We start from the raw sequence: 14,995 nt of genomic DNA, 5'->3' as shown, positions 1-14,995 counted from the left end.
CCCGCTCAGTGTCGAGCGTGCCCTGAAGCACAGGAGGCACCGACGTGAATCTCGGCAGGAAGATCATCCCGATCATTGCAGTGACGGCCACCGCGGCCTCGCTCGCTGCCTGCGGTGGAGTGACCAAGAGCGAGACCGACAACGGTCCGAAGTCGCTCACGGTCGGCTGGAACCAGCCGTTCTACTCCATCAACGACCAGACGGGCACCGGCAACAACGTCACCAACGCCAACATCTCGTACCTGACCAACTCGCAGTTCAACTACTTCGACGCGGACAGCCAGCTGCAGAAGGACACGTCCTTCGGCACGTACGAGAAGGTGTCGGACGACCCGCTCACGGTGAAGTACACACTGGCCGACACCGCCAAGTGGTCCGACGGAGTGCCGGTCACCGCAGCCGACCTGATCTTCGGGTACGGCGCCAACAGCGGCAACTTCAACACCGTCGGCAGCGACGGTGTGAAGGTCGACGAGAACACCGGTGCCACCACCGCTCCCAAGGGCGAGGCGTACTTCAACGCCGCCGCCGCCGGTGCCAACGGCTTCCAGTACATCTCGAAGTTCCCCACCATCAGTGACGACGGCAAGTCGGTGACCCTGGTCTACGACAAGCCGTTCGCCGACTGGGAGCTCGACTTCTTCAACGCGCTGCGCACGCCGGCGCACGTCATGGCCGCCGAGGCGCTCGGCATCAAGGACGCCGACAAGGGCAACGAGGCCGTCATCAAGGCCTTCCAGGACAAGGACAAGGCGTCGCTGGCCAAGCTGGCCAACTTCTGGAACTCCGGCTTCGACTTCGCCGACACCCCGAAGGACAAGCAGCTCCTCGTCGGCTCCGGTCCGTACGTGATCAGCGCCGCCAAGAAGGACCAGTACGTCACGGTCACCAAGAACCCCAACTACGAGGGTGACCACAAGGGCAAGGTCGACCAGATCACCGTCAAGTTCTACCCGGACGCCACGCAGGCGCTCCAGGCGCTCAAGAACGGCGAGATGTCGGCGTACGAGGGCCAGGCGACGACCGACTCGGTGAAGGACGCCGAGGCCAAGGGCCTGGACATGCACCGTGGCCTGGAGAGCACCTACGAGCACATCGATCTCACGGTGAACAACGGTGGCCCGTTTGACCCGAAGAGCTACGGCGGTGACGAGGCCAAGGCCAAGCTGGTCCGCCAGGCGTTCCTCATGGCGTACCCGCGCCAGGAGATCATGGACAAGATCATCAAGCCGATCGTCCCCGACGCGAAGCTCCGCACGTCGCTGACCACCTTCAACGGTGCTCCCGGCTACGACGAGATCTCGGCGGCCAACGGCTCTGCCTCCTACGGTGCCGGTGGCGCGGAGGGCATCGCCAAGGCGAAGGCCCTGCTCAAGCAGGCCGGCGTCAAGAACCCCGTCGTCCGCGAGATGTACGACAAGACCAACCCGCGTCGTGCCGCCGAGTACGCGCTCGCGGCGGCGGCCGAGACCGCTGCCGGCTTCAAGATGGTCAACCTGGGTGACGGCGACTGGAGCAGCAAGCTCGGCAACAAGTCGTACGACGCCATCTTCTTCGGCTGGAACAGCACCACCACCTCGGTGCTCGGCTCGATGGCCAACTACGTCGGCAAGGCGGGCTCGAACTTCCAGGGCTACGACAACCCGACCGTCAACAAGGCCTACGCGGACCTGCAGTTCACGACCGACCCGAAGGAGCAGATCTCGCTCCTGAAGACGATCGACACCGAGATCTACAAGGACGCGGTGACCCTGCCGATCTTCGAGTTCCCGGGCGTCGTGTTCTACGACAGCAAGGCCATCGGGGGTCTCGACCCGGCCTACCTGTCGCCGAACATGTTCTACGGCTACTGGAACTGGACCGCCAAGTAGAAAGCAGCCAGCTGGTGGGGTGCGTCTGTCTCAGGCGCACCCCACCGCGCATGAAGCCATGATCACTTTTCTCGTACGTCGCCTGACGACGTCCGCACTCGTCGTGCTGATCTCGTCTTTCCTGATGTATTTCCTGGTCGCCATCGCGGTCGACCCCTTGTCCACGCTCCGTGCGAGCACCATGCCGACCCTCGCCAAGCAGCAGCAGATGGCGCACCTGACCGCCCAGCTGCACCTCGACGAGCCGATCATCACCCGCTACTTCGACTGGCTGAAGGGCGCCTCGGGCTGTGTCTACGGCCAGTGCGACCTCGGCACCAACTGGAAGACCCACGAGGCCGTCACCAGCATGCTGAGCGGCGCGATCGTGACCACCGTGCAGCTCGTGCTGCTCGCCACCGTCATCGCGATCATCGTGGGCGCCGCCATCGGCATCGTCAGCGCCCTGCGCCAGTACAGCGGCTTCGACTACAGCATCACCTTCCTGTCGTTCCTCATGTACTCGCTGCCGGTCTTCTGGGTGGCGGTCATGCTCAAGTCATTCCTCGCGATCGACTTCAACGACTTCATCGCCGAGGGCGGCCAGTTCTCGGTCGGGTGGATCGTCGGCGCCGCGCTCGCCACGGGCCTCGCCGTGGGTGCCGCGTGTGGCGGCGGGCGGGCCCGGATCCTGCGCATCGGCGGCATCACGGCCGCCCTCGTCGCAGCCCTGATGCTGTACGCCAACCTGTCGGACTTCTTCGTGACCCCCAGTGAGGGCAGTCCCCTCGACCTGCTGAAGGTGCTGCTCATCTCGGTCGCGATCGCGTTCGGCGTGACCACCCTGAGCACGGGTCTCCGCAACCGCAGGTCGCTCTACACGGCACTGACGGTCGCGGGAATCGGCGGGGTCCTCTACTACCCGATGCTCTTCTTCTGGAACGCCGTGCCGGGTTCGTGGTTGCTGATGATCGGCCTCGCCGTCGTGTCGGCCGTCGTCGGCATGGGCGTCGGCTATGCCTTCGGCGGCACCGAGCGCTCCCGCTCGGCACGCACCGGAGCGATCACGGCCGTGCTGGTGGCGGCGATGCTCTTCCTGGATCGCCTCGCGCAGACCTGGCACGACTACACGAACTCGTCGTGGGTCCACGGCCGTCCGATCGCCACGTCCGGCGACTCGACGCCGAACCTGACGGGCTCGTTCTGGATGCACACGACCGACCTGCTGACGCACATCGCGCTGCCGTCGATCACCCTGGTCCTCGTCTCGATGGCGTCGTACACCCGCTACGTGCGGGCGTCGACGCTGGAGGTCCTCAACCAGGACTACATCCGTACGGCGCGGGCCAAGGGCCTCGCCGAGCGCACCGTGATCATGCGGCACGCCTTCCGCAACGCCCTGCTCCCGCTGGCCTCGGTCGTCCCGGTCGACATCCTCTTCATCCTCGGTGGCGCGCTCATCACCGAGACGGTGTTCGGCTGGTCCGGCATGGGCCATCTCTTCGTCGCCTCACTGCACGAGGAGATCCTCGACCCGGTCATGGGCTACCTGCTGATCGTCGCGATCCTCGCGCCCCTGGCCAACATCCTCGCGGACGTGCTCTACGCCGTCCTCGACCCTCGAATCCGGGTGGACGCATGACCAACGACCTGCATCCCGTGGACCGACCCGCGGAGCACCTCGAGAACGCGATCGAGCTGAAGGAGGTCATGGGGCTCTCCCAGGGCCAGATCGTCCGTCGACGCTTCCTGCACCACCGGGGCGCCATCGGCGGCCTCGTCGTCCTCGCGCTGGTGATCCTGCTGGCGTACTCCTCCGTCGGCTTCTCGATCCTCGGCCTGGACGTCCCGGGCTGGTGGCGCTGGGGGATCAACGACCTGCCCGAGATCGTCAACGGCGGTGACCCGAGCACGGTCGCGGGCACCATCCCGTGGGGCATCCACCCGTTCGGCCAGGACGACGTCGGTCACGACGTCTTCGCGCTGGTCATGAAGGGCACGCAGACCTCGATCATGGTGATGGTCGTGGTCGGCGTGGTCTCGATGGTCATCGGCATCGTCGTCGGCGCGGTCTCGGGCTTCTACCGCGGGTGGGCCGACCAGGCCCTCATGCGCATCACCGACCTGTTCCTGACCTTCCCGGTCATCGTCGTCGGCGCGGTGCTCGGCAAGAAGTTCAACGAGGCCCCGCCCTGGGTCCTCGCGGTCGTGCTCGGGGCCATCCTCTGGATGACGCTCGCCCGCCTGGTCCGGGGAGAGTTCCTCGCCCTGCGTGAGCGGGAGTTCGTCGACGCTGCCCGGGTGTCGGGTGCGCGTCCGGCGCGCATCATCTTCAAGCACATCCTGCCCAACGCGATGGGCGTGATCATCGTCCAGACGACGCTGCTGATGTCGTCGGCGGTGCTCCTGGAGACGGCGCTGTCGTTCCTCGGCTTCGGCATCAACCCGCCGAACGTCTCGCTCGGATGGCTGGTCTCGAACTACCAGAGCGCCTTCGCCGCCCGTCCGTGGCTCTTCTGGTGGCCGGGCCTGATCATCATCATCCTCGCGCTGTGCATCAACTTCATCGGCGACGGCCTGCGCGACGCGTTCGACCCTCGTCAGAAGAAGGTGCCGAGCGCCAAGGCGATGGCGAAGGCGGACAACAACGCGGCGGCGGCGACCACGCCGATGTTCCAGCGGATCGTCGGCTTCGGCCGCTCGAAGCGGGGGTCGTCGAGGTGACCGGCGGCACGATGCTCCTCGAGTTGCTGGAGGACGTCCTCGTCGAGGCGGCGGCGCAGCGGCGCCGCCCAGGCGGTGTGGCGTCCCTCGGTGGTGGTGACCTGCAGGCCGAGGCGTCCGTTGACCTCCTCGACCGCCGGCCACGGGATGTGGACGGTGCGGAGCGGGTTGGCGAAGACCAGCTCGCCCGGGTTGATGTCGACGTACGGACGCACGTACGCCGCGTAGCCGGCCACCCCGAGCGCGGCCAGCGCCAGCGTGTAACCGCTGACCAGCTCTCCTGCGGCCACGAGCGCCGCGACACCCACCACGGCAACACCGATGGCCGTCCAACCCAGCAAGCGTCCGGAGTGAATGCGCATGTCTGATACTCCCATCCTCGAGGTCCAGGACCTGAGCGTCGAGTTCTTCGTCGACGGTGAGTGGATCACCGCCGCTGAGGGAGTCAACTACACCGTCAACCGCGGCGAGGTACTGGCCATCGTCGGCGAGTCGGGGTCGGGCAAGACCCAGACGTCGATGTCGCTCCTCGGCCTGCTCCCGAGCAACGGCCGGGCGACCGGCAGCGCGAAGCTCGACGGCAAGGAGCTCATCGGCCTGACCGGTGCTCCGATGCGCAAGGTCAGGGGCAAGGAGATCGCGGTGATCTTCCAGGAGCCGATGACCGCGCTGAACCCCGTCTACACGGTCGGCTTCCAGATCGTGGAGACGCTGCGCTCGCACTTCGACCTGACGCCCCAGGCTGCCAAGGCGCGTGCCATCGAGCTGCTGACGATGGTCGAGATCCCGGATCCGGCGCGCCGCTTCAACAGCTTCCCGCACCAGCTCTCGGGCGGTCAGCGCCAGCGCGCGATGATCGCGCAGGCCCTCGCCTGCGAGCCGAAGCTGTTGATCGCCGACGAGCCGACGACGGCCCTCGACGTCACCGTGCAGGCGGAGATCCTGAAGCTCATGCGCGACCTCCGCACGCGGATCGACTGCGGCATCATCCTGATCACGCACGACATGGGCGTCGTCGCCGACATGGCCGACCGCATGATCGTCATGAAGGACGGCAAGGTCGTCGAGCGCGGTGACACGATCGACGTCTTCGCGTCGCCGGCCGACCCGTACACGCAGCGCCTGCTGGGCGCGGTGCCGTACTTCGGCAACCCGCGCAACGACTTCGAGATGCCGCTGGTCGACCTCGACGCGCCGGCCGTCGTGGTGGCCCGGGACCTCGTGCTGAAGTACCCCAAGCGGGGCAAGCAGCCCGAGTTCACCGCCGTGGACGGCGTCTCGTTCGAGATCTCGGCCGGCGAAGTGCTCGGCCTCGTGGGCGAGTCGGGCTCCGGCAAGACCACGATCGGTCGCGCACTGGTCGGCCTGCAGCCGGTCTCCGGGGGATCCCTCACGGTCGGTGGCATCGAGATGCGTGGCGCCAAGGTGAAGTCGCTGCGGCCGCTCCGCGAGAAGGTCGGGTTCGTCTTCCAGGACCCGGGTTCGTCCCTCAACCCCCGTCTGCCGATCGGTGAGTCGATCGGCGAGCCGCTCTACCTGCACCGGAAGCTTCGCGGCAAGGAGCTCAGCGCGCGGGTGGAGAAGCTCCTCGACGACGTGCAGCTCGCCCGCGGCTTCCGCAACCGCTACCCGCACGAGCTCTCCGGTGGCCAGCGGCAGCGCGTCGGCATCGCCCGCGCGCTCGCTCTCGAACCGGAGCTGCTGATCGCCGACGAGCCGACGTCGGCGCTCGACGTCTCGGTGCAGGAGCGCGTGCTCGGGCTGTTCCACGAGCTGCAGCAGTCGCACGGCTTCGCCTGCCTGTTCATCAGCCACGACCTGGGCGTGGTCGAGCAGCTCACCCAGCGCATCGCCGTCATGCACCTGGGCCGCCTGGTGGAGATCGGTCCGCGTGACCAGGTCGCTCACGACCCGCAGGACGACTACACCAAGCGCCTTGTCGCAGCGGTGCCCGTCCCGGACCCCGTGGAGCAGCGCTGGCGGCGCGAGGAGCGGGACCGCCTGATCGAGCAGGAGGGCGTCTCCTAGGCGGGGGAGGTCTGCCGGACACGCCCTAGGCTGGCAGCGTGGATGACAGCCTCTTCGCGTACGACGACACCCCGCCTGCAGGCGGTGAGGTGCCGGGCGCCGGCTCGTTGGGTGTCAACACCCACGCGTCGGCGCCCCTCGCCGTCCGCATGCGGCCGCGGACCCTCGACGAGCTCGTCGGGCAGGAGCAGCTCCGCGCGCCCGGCTCGCCGCTCCGGCAGCTGGTCGAGGGCGACCAGGCCCTGTCGCTGCTGCTCTGGGGGCCGCCGGGCACTGGCAAGACGACGATCGCGTCGATCGTGTCGCAGCAGACCGACCGCCGGTTCGTGGAGGTCTCGGCGGTCTCGGCGGGCGTCAAGGAGGTCCGCGCGGCGATCGACGACGCACGGCGCGAGCTGGCCCGTGGAGGGCGCGAGACCGTGCTCTTCGTCGACGAGGTGCACCGCTTCTCGAAGGCCCAGCAGGACGCCCTCCTGCCCGGGGTCGAGAACAGGTGGGTCACCCTCGTCGCCGCCACGACCGAGAACCCGTTCTTCTCGGTCATCTCTCCACTGCTCTCGCGCTCCCTGCTGCTGCGCCTCGAGTCGCTCACCGACGACGACATCCGGAAGGTCGTGGACCACGCGCTCGCGGACCCGCGCGGGCTGAACGGCGAGGTGCTCCTCGAGGAGGACGCTGCCGCGCACCTGGTCCGGCTCGCGGGGGGAGACGCCCGGCGTTCGCTCACCTACCTCGAAGCCGCCGCCGGAGGTGCACGGCTGCAGGCCGGTGACGCGAAGCCGGTCATCGACCTCGCGACCGCCGAGACGGCCGTCGACGTGGCGGCGGTGCGCTACGACCGGCAGGGGGACCAGCACTACGACGTCATCTCGGCCTTCATCAAGTCGATCCGCGGGTCCGACGCCGACGCCGCGCTCCACTACCTGGCCCGGATGATCGAGGCGGGGGAGGACCCCCGGTTCATCGCCCGCCGCCTCGTCATCTCCGCCTCGGAGGACATCGGGCTGGCCGACCCGACGGCGCTGCAGACCGCGGTGGCCGCCGCCCAGGCGGTGCAGCTGATCGGCATGCCCGAGGCGCGCATCAACCTCTCGCAGGCCACGATCGCGCTCGCCGTGGCCCCGAAGTCCAACGCGGCGTACGTCGCGATCAACGAGGCGCAGGCCGATGTCCGCGCGGGGAAGGTCGGCGCCGTGCCCCCGCACCTGCGCGACGGCCACTACGCGGGCGCGAAGAAGCTCGGTCACGCCGCAGGGGCGCCGCAGCCGTACATCTACGCGCACGACGAGCCCTTCGGCATCGCCTCGCAGCAGTACCTCCCCGACGTCGTGGCGGACGCGGCGTACTACCGCCCGACGGAGCTCGGCGCCGAGGCGTCGGTCAAGCAGCGCTGGGAGCGGATCAGGGCGATCGTGCGCGGCCAGCGCTGAGCGCCGTCACGCGTCGACCCGGACCGGTGACGGCGATGCTCGTCGTGGCTGACGACGCGAACCGACAGGTTGACGCGTCATCGACCGGGCTGCACGCGGGGATCGCTGGAGGTTGACACGTCAACGTGTCGGTTCACGCCGACCGCGGCTGTGGTGAACCGTCGTGTGGCCGCGCCCGCCGCCGCGATAGGGTCGGGCACTGTGATCTGGGTCGTCGTCGCGCTCGCCGTGGTGGTTGTGGTCGCTGTGTGCGCCTCCGCCGTCGCACTGGTGCGCCGTGAGCGGGAGCGCACCGCCGCGGAGCTCGCCCGGACCCGTGCCGAGGCGGCCGAGCTCCGGGCCAGGGTCGACGCACTCGCCGTGCAGGCAGCGCGCCCGCCTGCCGCGCCCGAGGAGTTCGTGATCACCAGCCTCGGCGACGGCGACGAGGAGACCCCCGAGCCGGCCGAGACCGTGCAGCGCATCGACGGCCGGCTCTTCGTCGACATCGTCGCGCGCGAGACCGTGGTCAAGGCAGCAGCCCTCACCCACGGCGTACGACGGGCACTGGCTCCCGAGGTCCGCAACCGGATCCGCTTCGAGATGAAGCGCGAGGTCAAGCGGTCCCGCAAGGCGCGCAAGGACGAGTACCGCCGCGTCCGGGACGAGATCCGCGCGCGAGAGCGGGCTGCCCAGCGCGAGTCGCCCCGATCGTCGCAGCGGGTGCCCGGATGAGCGTCGTTCCCGGCCGGGCCGCGATGTTCGTCGCCGGAGTCGGCGTGGGCGTCTACGGGATGGTCAAGGCGCGCCGCGCCCAGGAGGCCCTCACGCCCGACGGGCTCCGTGACCGGGGCCGCTCGCTGGCGCTCGGGGCCCGGATGCTCCGAGCGGAGGTCGAGCAGGCCCGCATCGACAAGGAGCACGAGCTGCGCGGCCGGCTCGGGCTGCCCCCGCTGGAGACCAGCCGCCGCACCACCGAACTCGCTCCTGCGGGAGCACAGATGAAGCAGATCGAAAGCCGAGGACAGCACTGATGGAGACCGCCGAGATCCGCCGACGGTTCACCGACCACTTCGCGAACGCGGGCCACACGGTGGTCCCGAGCGCCTCGCTGCTGCTGGACGACCCGAACCTGCTCTTCGTCAACGCGGGCATGGTCCCGTTCAAGCCCTACTTCCTCGGCCAGGAGACCCCGCCGTTCAAGCGTGCCGCCAGCGTGCAGAAGTGCATCCGCACGCCGGACATCGAGGAGGTCGGCAAGACCACCCGCCACGGCACCTTCTTCGAGATGTGCGGCAACTTCTCCTTCGGCGACTACTTCAAGGAGGGTGCGATCCAGCTCGCCTGGGAGCTGGTCACCAAGTCGCAGGCCGACGGCGGCTTCGGGCTCGACGAGTCCGTCCTCTACCCGTCGGTGCTCAACGGCGACGACGAGGCGGTCGCCCTCTGGAAGCGGATCACCGGCCTTCCGGACGACCGGATCGTGCGGCTGCCCCCGAGCGAGAACTACTGGTCGATGGGCGTTCCCGGCCCCGGAGGCCCGTGCTCGGAGATCCTGATCGACCGTGGCCCGGCGTTCGGTGCCGACCGCGACTGGGACGCCGGCGACCGCTACCTCGAGTTCTGGAACCTCGTCTTCATGCAGGACGACATCTCCGCCGCCCGGTCCAAGTACGACGTCGACATCGCCGGCCCGCTCGCGCAGACCGGCATCGACACCGGCATGGGCCTGGAGCGCGTCGCGTACCTGCTCCAGGGCAAGTCGAACATGTACGAGACCGACGTGGTCTTCCCGGTCATCGAGAAGGCGCAGGAGCTCACCGGCAAGCGCTACGGCGCGAACCCGGAGGACGACGTCCGCTTCCGTGTCGTCGCCGACCACATCCGCTCGTCGATGATGCTGATCAACGACGGCGTCACCCCGGGCAACGAGGGCCGCGGCTACGTGCTGCGCCGCCTGGCCCGCCGCGTGATCCGCAACATGCGCCTGCTCGGCTACGAGGACCCGGCGCTGCGCGAGCTGCTCCCGGTGTCGCGCGACCGCATGGGGCAGACCTACACCGACCTGTTCGACAACTGGGAGCGCATCTCCGCCGTGGCCAACGCGGAGGAGGAGGCGTTCCGCAAGACGCTCACGTCCGGCACCCAGATCTTCGACCTGGCGGCCGCCGAGGTGAAGAAGTCAGGCGCCACCACGTTCGGTGGCGACAAGGCGTTCCAGCTCCACGACACCTACGGCTTCCCGATCGACCTGACGCTCGAGATGGCCGCCGAGGCAGGCCTCAGCGTCGACGAGCAGGGCTTCCGCAGCCTCATGGCCGAGCAGCGCGAGCGGGCCAAGGCCGACGCGAAGGCGAAGAAGGGCGGCCACGCCGACCTCACCGTCTACCGCGGCATCATGGACGAGACCGGCCCCACCGAGTGGCTCGCCTACGAGACGCTCGAGACGGAGTCGCGCCCGGTGGCCCTGCTCCGCGAGGGCGCCCGGGTCGACGTGCTGCGCAACGGCGAGGTCGGCGAGCTCGTGCTCGACCGCACGCCGTTCTACGCCGAGTCCGGTGGCCAGGCCGCAGACGCCGGCATCATCGAGTTCGACGGCGGACGCTTCGAGGTGCTCGACGTCCAGCGCCCGGTGAAGGGCCTCGTCGTCCACCAGGTCCGCGTCGTCGACGGCGAGTACGCCCCCGGTGCTGCCGGAGCCGGGTCCCTGCACGCGCAGGTCGACAAGGAGTGGCGTACGGGGGCCCGCCAGGCGCACTCCGGCACGCACGTCATCCACGCGGCACTCCGTGAGGTGCTCGGCCCGACCGCGCTGCAGTCCGGCTCGTTCAACCGGCCGGGCTACCTGCGCCTCGACTTCGGCTGGACCCAGTCCCTCACTGCGACCCAGCTCAAGGACGTCGAGGAGGTCTCCAACGCGGCCCTCCGCGCCGACCTCCCGGTCTCCTGGGACTACATGACGCTCCCGCAGGCCAAGGAGTGGGGCGCCATCGCCCTCTTCGGCGAGACCTACGACGACAGCAAGGTCCGCGTCGTCGAGATCGGCGGCCCCTGGAGCCGCGAGCTCTGCGGTGGCACGCATGTCGACCACTCCTCGCAGATCGGCACGCTCGTCGTCACGGGCGAGGCCTCGGTCGGCTCCGGCAACCGGCGCATCGAGGCGTTCACGGGCCTCGAGGGCTTCAGGTACCTCGCCCGCGAGCGTGACGTCGTCGGCCAGCTGACCGAGCTCCTGAAGGCCCAGCCGGACGACCTCGTGGGTCGCGTCGGCGATCTCGTCGACCGTCTCCGCGCCGCGGAGAAGGAGATCGAGAAGGTCCGCGTCGCGCAGCTCCTCGCAGCCGCCGGCGACATCGCTGCCGCCGCGCAGGACGTCAACGGCGTCAAGGTGGTCGCGAAGCGCGTCGACGGTGCCGGGGGCGGCGACGTCCGCACGCTCGTGACCGACGTGCGTGCGCGGTTCGCGCCGAGCGAGGCCGTCGTGGTCGTCGTCCTGGGCGTGGCGGACGGCAAGGTCTCCGTGGTCGCCGCGACCAACGAGGTCGCCCGCGACAAGGGTCTCTCGGCCAACGACCTGCTGCGTGCCGTGAGCCCGCACATCGGTGGCAAGGGCGGCGGCAAGGCCGACATGGCGCAGGGCGGCGGCACCGAGACCGGTCAGGTCGACGCCGCCGTGGCTGCCGTGGTCGCCTCCGTGCAGCAGACGGTCCAGGGCTGACGGACGGTCCTGACGATGCGGATGGGAGTGCGCCTCGGCGTCGACCCGGGAGACGCCCGGATCGGCGTGGCGCGGTGCGACCCGATGGGCATCATCGCGACCCCGGTCGAGACGGTCCCGCGTGGCGAGGGCGACCTCGGGCGGCTCGCGGCGATCCTCGAGGAGGAGAACGCCGTCGAGGTCGTCATGGGCCTTCCACGGTCGCTCAACGGCACGGAGGGGCCCGCAGCGGTGAAGGTCCGCGAGTTCGCCGGTCTGCTGGCGCGGCGCATTGCGCCCGTGCCCGTGAGGCTGTGTGATGAGCGACTGAGCACGGTGACGGCGGAGGCCCAGCTGCGGTCCCAGGGCCGGAAGGGCCAGAAGCGCCGCGCAGTGGTCGACCAGGTCGCCGCGGTGGTGATCCTGCAGAACGCGCTCGACTCCGAGAGGGCACGCGGCAGCGCGCCCGGTGAGGTCGTGGCGGTCGCAGACGATGTGGTGAACGAGGGAGAACAGGCGTGACCGAGCAGCAGCCGGAGCAGCCGATCGAGCAGCCGGCCACCCCGGAGCCCCACCCCGCGGGCCAGCACCGCTCGCCCGCCGGACACCACGGTGACCTCGGCGCGGCCCTGGGCTTCTCGCACGACGTCAGCGGCGGTCACAGGGGCGGGCGCAAGCGCGTCGGCGGGGGCTGCCTGCTCCTGCTCGTCCTCATCGTCCTCATGGGCGGTGCCGTCGTCGCCGGCGGCATCGTCGGCCTCGACCGCATCAAGGAGCAGTTCCAGGGCCCGGAGGACTACTCCGGCAACGGCACGACCCCGGTCCTCGTCGAGGTCGCAGCCGGTGACACCGCCGACCAGATCGGCGTGAAGCTGCGTGACGCGGGCGTGGTGAAGTCGGCACAGGCCTACATCGACTACGCCCGCGCGCATGCCGACGCCTCCTCGCAGATCCAGGTGGGCTTCTACGAGGTCCGCAAGGAGATGAGCGCCGAGGCGGCGTTCGCGGTCCTCAGCGATCCGGCCAACCAGCGCACGGACAAGGTGACCGTCCCCGAGGGGCTCCGCGTCGTCGACGTCGTCGCCCTGCTGGTCAAGCACACCGACTTCTCCAAGGCGCAGTTCCAGAAGGTCCTGGACCACCCCGGGCAGCTCGGCCTGCCGGCGTACGCCAAGGGAAACCCGGAGGGCTACCTCTTCCCGGCGACCTACGCCTTCGCGCCCAACGCCAGGCCGGTCGACATGCTCAAGGAGATGGTCGCGCGCTGGCGCCAGGCCGCCGACAAGGTCGACCTCGAGGCGTCCGCCAAGCGCCTGGGCTACACGCCCGGCGAGCTGATGACGGTGGCGGCTCTCGTGGAGGCGGAGGGCCGCGGCGACGACATGCCCAAGATCGCCCGGGTCATCTACAACCGCATCGAGCACCCCGGCACGGCCGGCACGGTCGGCAAGCTCCAGATCGACGCGACGGTCAACTACGCGCTCGGCCGGACCGGCGTGGCCCACACCTCCAACGCCGACCTCGACGTGGCGAGCCCGTACAACACCTATCGCAACGCCGGCCTGCCGCCGGGCCCGATCGAGGCTCCGGGCGACGACGCGCTCGCTGCAGCGGCCCACCCCGCCACCGGTGACTGGTACTACTACGTGACGGTCAACCTGCGCACGGGGGAGACCAAGTTCGCCTCGACAGCGGCTGAGTTCGCGAAGTACAAGGCCGAGTTCCAGCACTACTGCGCGACCGAGTCGGACCGCTGCTGATGAAGTGTGCCGTCCTGGGCGACCCGATCGCCCACTCGCTCTCGCCGGTCCTGCACCGGGCCGGCTACGCAGCCCTCGGCATGGACTGGACCTACCGCACCAAGCGGGTCCCGGCCGGCGGTCTCGCTGCCTTCGTCGCCGAGCGCGGGCCGGAGTGGCGCGGCCTCTCGCTGACCATGCCGCTCAAGCGCGAGGCCATGCCGCTGGCGGACACGATCACCGACCGCGCCCGGCTGGCAGGTGCGGCCAACACCCTGGTCCTCGACAACGGCACGGTCCACGCCGACAACACCGACATCCCCGGTGCGGTGGCGGCGATCCACGAGCGCTTCGACGGACGCCTGCTCGCCGCGACGGTGCTGGGAGGTGGCGCCACCGCGACGTCGACGGCGCTCGCCCTGTGCGACCTGGGCGTCACCGAGATCCGCTTCCTGGTCCGCTCGCCGGAGCGGGCTGCCGAGACCGTCGCCGCCGTGCACCGGCACCCCTCGGCGCCGACGATCATCGTCGGGTCGCTTGCCGACGACTTCGCCGAGGGCGACATCCTGGTCTCGACCATCCCGGTCGAGGCACAGACGCCGGACCTGATCTCCCGGTGCGACGACGTCGCGGTCACGTTCGAGGTGCTGTACCACCCGTGGCCGACGCCGCTGGCACGTGCGGCCCAGGGCGTCCTCGTGTCGGGCCTGGACCTCCTCGTGCACCAGGCCGGGATCCAGTTCTCGCTCTTCACCGGCCACGAGGCTCCACTCGCAGAGATGCGCGCGGCCGGCGAGGCCGAGCTCGGCGCGCGGAACCTCCTCTGATGCACCTCGTGGTCGCCGCCTGGTGTGCCGCGGTCGCGGGCCTCCTCGGCCTGCTGGTGCCCCGTCTCGTCCGGGCGCTTCCCGAACCGGCACCCGACAGCCCGTCGGCCACCGACAAGGTCCCGTACGCCGACCTCGCGGCCGCCCCGGGCCTCCTCTGGAAGGCAGCCCTCGCCTCCGCAGCAGCCGGGGCCGTGGTGGGTGGGGCACTGGGCGCGGACTGGGCCCTGCTCTTCCTGCTCTACCTCTGCCCGGTCGGTGTGGCGCTCGGCTACGTCGACTGGCGCCTGCGGCTGCTGCCCACGGCGCTGATCCGGCCGTCGTACCTCGTGGTGGGGGTGCTCGTCGTCGCTGCGGGCCTGCTGGCGGGGGAGCCGCGGCGCCTCCTCGGCGCGCTGGTCGGGCTCGCGGTGCTCCGCGCGCTCTACTGGCTGCTCTGGCGCTTCACGCCCGGCATGGGCTTCGGCGACGTCCGGCTCTCCGGCGTGATCGGCCTCGCCCTCGGCTACCTCGGTGCCCCTGCGCTCCTGGTCGGTGGCTACGCCGGGTTCGTGCTGGGCGTTGTGCTGTGGGTGCCCATGCGGCTGCTCCGGCTGACCACGGACCGGTCGTTCCCGTTCGGTCCGTTCATGCTGCTGGGCGTGCTCGTGGGCGTTGTCTGGCAGGCCGTGTCCTAGCCGATCGGTGCCGATGCGATTGGTTGCTGCACCGACGCTTAGGC

The 14,995-nt window shown here is 69.8% G+C and carries 12 protein-coding genes; all 12 read left to right on the top strand.

Annotation, left to right across the window (positions count from 1 at the left end):
• Window positions 1–44: 44 nt before the first annotated feature.
• Window positions 45–1,871, top strand: a complete 1,827-nt coding sequence (locus tag Q5722_RS00910) for an ABC transporter substrate-binding protein (RefSeq protein ID WP_305026330.1) — start codon at window positions 45–47, stop codon at window positions 1,869–1,871.
• A gap of 58 nt (window positions 1,872–1,929) precedes the next feature.
• On the top strand, window positions 1,930–3,492 hold the full coding sequence (locus tag Q5722_RS00905; RefSeq protein WP_305026329.1) for an ABC transporter permease: 1,563 nt from the start codon (window positions 1,930–1,932) through the stop codon (window positions 3,490–3,492).
• On the top strand, window positions 3,489–4,574 hold the full coding sequence (locus Q5722_RS00900; RefSeq protein WP_305026328.1) for an ABC transporter permease: 1,086 nt from the start codon (window positions 3,489–3,491) through the stop codon (window positions 4,572–4,574). The genes Q5722_RS00905 and Q5722_RS00900 overlap by 4 nt, the downstream gene beginning before the upstream one ends.
• 360 nt (window positions 4,575–4,934) lie before the next feature.
• Window positions 4,935–6,602 (top strand): ABC transporter ATP-binding protein, encoded by a 1,668-nt coding sequence (locus tag Q5722_RS00890; RefSeq protein ID WP_305026327.1) that lies wholly within the window; start codon window positions 4,935–4,937, stop codon window positions 6,600–6,602.
• A gap of 38 nt (window positions 6,603–6,640) precedes the next feature.
• Window positions 6,641–8,032 carry a replication-associated recombination protein A gene (locus tag Q5722_RS00885; protein ID WP_439652464.1) on the top strand — a complete coding sequence of 464 codons (1,392 nt, stop codon included), beginning with the start codon at window positions 6,641–6,643 and terminating at the stop codon, window positions 8,030–8,032.
• A gap of 201 nt (window positions 8,033–8,233) precedes the next feature.
• Complete coding sequence (locus Q5722_RS00880; RefSeq protein WP_305026326.1) at window positions 8,234–8,746, top strand: hypothetical protein; 513 nt, start codon at window positions 8,234–8,236, stop codon at window positions 8,744–8,746.
• Window positions 8,743–9,045, top strand: a complete 303-nt coding sequence (locus Q5722_RS00875) for a DUF6167 family protein (protein ID WP_305026325.1) — start codon at window positions 8,743–8,745, stop codon at window positions 9,043–9,045. Before Q5722_RS00880 ends, Q5722_RS00875 begins: the two co-directional genes overlap by 4 nt.
• Window positions 9,045–11,729, top strand: coding sequence for an alanine--tRNA ligase (gene alaS, locus Q5722_RS00870; RefSeq protein WP_305026324.1), 2,685 nt, complete (start codon window positions 9,045–9,047; stop codon window positions 11,727–11,729). The genes Q5722_RS00875 and alaS overlap by 1 nt, the downstream gene beginning before the upstream one ends.
• 15 nt (window positions 11,730–11,744) lie before the next feature.
• Window positions 11,745–12,230 (top strand): Holliday junction resolvase RuvX, encoded by a 486-nt coding sequence (ruvX, locus tag Q5722_RS00865; RefSeq protein ID WP_305026323.1) that lies wholly within the window; start codon window positions 11,745–11,747, stop codon window positions 12,228–12,230.
• On the top strand, window positions 12,227–13,468 hold the full coding sequence (gene mltG, locus Q5722_RS00860; RefSeq protein WP_305026322.1) for an endolytic transglycosylase MltG: 1,242 nt from the start codon (window positions 12,227–12,229) through the stop codon (window positions 13,466–13,468). Before ruvX ends, mltG begins: the two co-directional genes overlap by 4 nt.
• On the top strand, window positions 13,468–14,274 hold the full coding sequence (locus Q5722_RS00855) for a shikimate dehydrogenase (RefSeq protein WP_305026321.1): 807 nt from the start codon (window positions 13,468–13,470) through the stop codon (window positions 14,272–14,274). The genes mltG and Q5722_RS00855 overlap by 1 nt, the downstream gene beginning before the upstream one ends.
• Complete coding sequence (locus Q5722_RS00850) at window positions 14,274–14,951, top strand: prepilin peptidase (protein WP_305026320.1); 678 nt, start codon at window positions 14,274–14,276, stop codon at window positions 14,949–14,951. Before Q5722_RS00855 ends, Q5722_RS00850 begins: the two co-directional genes overlap by 1 nt.
• Window positions 14,952–14,995: the final 44 nt, after the last annotated feature.

This window comes from Nocardioides jiangxiensis (assembly GCF_030580915.1).
Taxonomy (GTDB): domain Bacteria; phylum Actinomycetota; class Actinomycetes; order Propionibacteriales; family Nocardioidaceae; genus Nocardioides; species Nocardioides jiangxiensis.
The sequence above is the reverse complement of the archived record's forward strand: the minus strand, read 5'-3'. Positions and strand labels throughout refer to the sequence as shown.

Excerpts from the sequence above, each read along its gene's own strand:
- Q5722_RS00905 (WP_305026329.1), top strand. The coding sequence starts at position 1,930 with ATGATCACTTTTCTCGTACGTCGCCTGACGACGTCCGCACTCGTCGTG.
- Q5722_RS00900 (WP_305026328.1), top strand. The coding sequence starts at position 3,489 with ATGACCAACGACCTGCATCCCGTGGACCGACCCGCGGAGCACCTCGAG.
- Q5722_RS00890 (WP_305026327.1), top strand. The coding sequence starts at position 4,935 with ATGTCTGATACTCCCATCCTCGAGGTCCAGGACCTGAGCGTCGAGTTC.
- Q5722_RS00875 (WP_305026325.1), top strand. The coding sequence starts at position 8,743 with ATGAGCGTCGTTCCCGGCCGGGCCGCGATGTTCGTCGCCGGAGTCGGC.
- alaS (WP_305026324.1), top strand. The coding sequence starts at position 9,045 with ATGGAGACCGCCGAGATCCGCCGACGGTTCACCGACCACTTCGCGAAC.
- ruvX (WP_305026323.1), top strand. The coding sequence starts at position 11,745 with ATGCGGATGGGAGTGCGCCTCGGCGTCGACCCGGGAGACGCCCGGATC.
- Q5722_RS00855 (WP_305026321.1), top strand. The coding sequence starts at position 13,468 with ATGAAGTGTGCCGTCCTGGGCGACCCGATCGCCCACTCGCTCTCGCCG.
- Q5722_RS00850 (WP_305026320.1), top strand. The coding sequence starts at position 14,274 with ATGCACCTCGTGGTCGCCGCCTGGTGTGCCGCGGTCGCGGGCCTCCTC.